Below are 2,604 nucleotides of genomic sequence, written 5' to 3'. Positions count from 1 at the left end.
GCATCCGCCACGTCAATCGGCTGGTCGCTGTCAGGGGTGGCCGATGCTGCCAGGCCCACAGCAGCAAGACCGGACAGCGCCCCCAGCACCGCCGTCGCCAGATGACCAGACCCGGGCGCTGTGCTGGTCGGTTTACGATGCTGCTGCGATGAGTTCTGTTGTGTGTCTTTTATTTTATCGCTGTCGTTTTCCTGGGTTCCGTCCAGGGTATTGTCCGGTAAAAACGGTACTACCCCAGACTCCCTGGATACATCCAAACTGCCCCATCGTCCCTGTGGCTCTGTAGACGGTATTGTTGCAAGTCGGGAGTCGCTGGCAGTGCCGCCTCTGGGCACAGTCGGTGGTTGTATAAACATTACTGCCTCATCAATACTTCGAACGCTTTTTCTCAAAAACATCCTGTGTCGTGTAAATCAACGAATAAGATATAAACACCAATATTTACTTGCTGATTCAAATTCTTCGTGAACAACATAGCTCAGAATGCTAAAGACGTTATGCCTATATTGAAAAAGTCACAGAAAATACGACGTTGGTCACGCCCTGATGTGCAGGATTTTCAGAGCCAGAAAACCTCAGGAGAAGTTCAAAAACCTGGCGGAGTGCCACTACCGCCCGGTGATAATTTCAAAAGACACAAAGAGCACAAAGAAGAGCTTTTCTTTTCCTTTGTGCCCTTTGTGCCTTTGTGGTTCAAATTCAAATCTCTCAACCGTTACCAATCCTCATGTTTGCGGAGCTTTTACGCTTAAGTCAGTGCCATTGGGGCAGGCTCCCCCTACTTGTCGAGATCGGCTTTTAATGGGTTAGCGTGGCAGACAGATGATGGGTTGACGTCCTTAAATAAGCGCTTACCAAGCGGTTAATGAAACCACATGCGTTGAGTTTATACCTTCGAGTGCTTGCTCCTGTTTCCATGGGCAGGTGTTTTCTGACTTCGTTGCCTACTCGCTGGCATGGCCTCCAGTTCATAGGTATACGACGCCAGCTCAGACGACGGCGGTAGTACAGATCGATACCCTGGCAACCCATTGCAATCCATAAGCCGGTATGTGCCTGACCTGCGTTGGCAATAGCGGTAAATGCACGCCCCCCCAAAACATGCCAGCACCAGGCCGGCTCCCGCGGCGATACCGATGATGGCACCAGCACTCAGGGAAGATGCCAGCGGTGCCACCGTGACGGTCGACAGCGCTACTGCCGTGGTCATTGGCGCAGAAGCAGGTGCTCTGGAAGAGGTCATGGTGGTTCCTGGTATTGAGGGCACGGTTTCCCAGAACGGTGGCGTGGTAACGGTTGGCTGTGCCGTCGTAAATGGTCCAAAAGGCGGACCGTCCAAGGTTATGGTTTTCCCTGATACCCTGATCACGGTTTCCTTGACCGGTGCCGGCGTGACGGTTGACGGTGCTATCGCTGTGGACAATGTTGCAGAAGAAGTCGGGTCGGAAGCAGGTGTGGCGGTTGACGGTGTCATCGCTGCGGACAATGTTCCAGAAGAAGCCGTTTCGGAAACAGGTATGGTGGTTGACGGTATCATCTCTGTGGACAATGTCGCAGAAGAAGCCGGGTCTGAAGCAGGTGTGGCGGTTGACGGTGTCATCGCTGCGGACAATGTTCCAGAAGAAGCCGTTTCGGAAACAGGTATGGTGGTTGACGGTATCATCTCTGTGGACAATGTCGCAGAAGAAGCCGGGTCGGAAGCAGGTGTGGCGGTTAACGGTGTCATCGCTGTGGACAATGTTCCAGAAGAAGCCGTTTCGGAAACAGGTATGGTGGTTGACGGTACCATCTCTGTGGACAATGTCGCAGAAGAAGGCGGGTCGGAAGCAGGTGTGGCGGTTGACGGTGTCATCGCTGCGGACGATGTTGCAGAAGAAGCCGTTTCGGAAACAGGTATGGTGGTTGACGGTGCCATCGCTGCGGACGATGTTGCAGATGAAGCCGTTTCGGAAACAGGTATGGTGGTTGACGGTGTCATCGCTGCGGACGATGTTGCAGAAGAAGCCGTTTCGGAAACAGGTATGGTGGTTGACGGTGTCATCGCTGTGGCCAGTGTCGCAGAAGAAGAAGCCGTTTCGGAAACAGGTATGGTGGTTGACGGTGTCATTGCTGCGAACAGTGTCGCAGTAGAAGAAACCGTTTCGGAAACAGGTATGGTGGTTGACGGTGTCATCGCTGCGGACAGTGTCGCAGAAGAAGAAGCCGTTTCGGAAACAGGTATGGTGGTTGACGGTGCCATCGCTGCGGACGATGTTGCAGAAGAAGCCGTTTCGGAAACAGGTATGGTGGTTGACGGTGTCATCGCTGCGGACGATGTTGCAGAAGAAGCCGTTTCGAAAACAGGTATGGCAGTTGACGGTGTCATCGCTGTGGCCAGTGTCGCAGAAGAAGCTGTTTCGGAAACAGGTATGGCAGTTGACGGTGTCATCGCTGTGGCCAGTGTCGCAGAAGAAGCCGTTTCGGAAACAGGTATGGTGGTTGACGGTGTCATCGCTGTGGCCAGTGTCGCAGAAGAAGCCGTTTCGGAAACAGGTATGGTGGTTGACGGTGTCATCGCTGTGGCCAGTGTCGCAGAAGAAGCTGTTTCGGAAACAGGTATGGTGG

3 protein-coding genes are annotated in these 2,604 nt (G+C 53.3%); 2 read left to right on the top strand and 1 reads right to left on the bottom strand.

Annotated elements, in window-relative coordinates; all coding sequences use genetic code 11:
* Positions 1 to 392, bottom strand: a 392-nt coding sequence (locus J7439_RS25225) for a hypothetical protein (RefSeq protein WP_209204815.1), incomplete at its 3' end; no start/stop codon positions are given.
* Positions 393 to 464: 72 nt separating this feature from the next.
* On the opposite strand from J7439_RS25225, the gene J7439_RS25220 reads away from it, so the two are divergent.
* Positions 465 to 752: a hypothetical protein gene (locus J7439_RS25220; protein WP_209204814.1), complete on the top strand. Its 288-nt coding sequence runs from the start codon at positions 465 to 467 to the stop codon at positions 750 to 752.
* Between the two features lie 384 nt (positions 753 to 1,136).
* A partial coding sequence (locus tag J7439_RS25215) for a hypothetical protein (protein WP_209204813.1) occupies positions 1,137 to 2,604 on the top strand: 1,468 nt, incomplete at its 3' end.

Source organism: Salinisphaera sp. G21_0, from assembly GCF_017744115.1.
Classification (GTDB): domain Bacteria; phylum Pseudomonadota; class Gammaproteobacteria; order Pseudomonadales; family Endozoicomonadaceae; genus Endozoicomonas.
The sequence above is the reverse complement of the archived record's forward strand: the minus strand, read 5'-3'. Positions and strand labels throughout refer to the sequence as shown.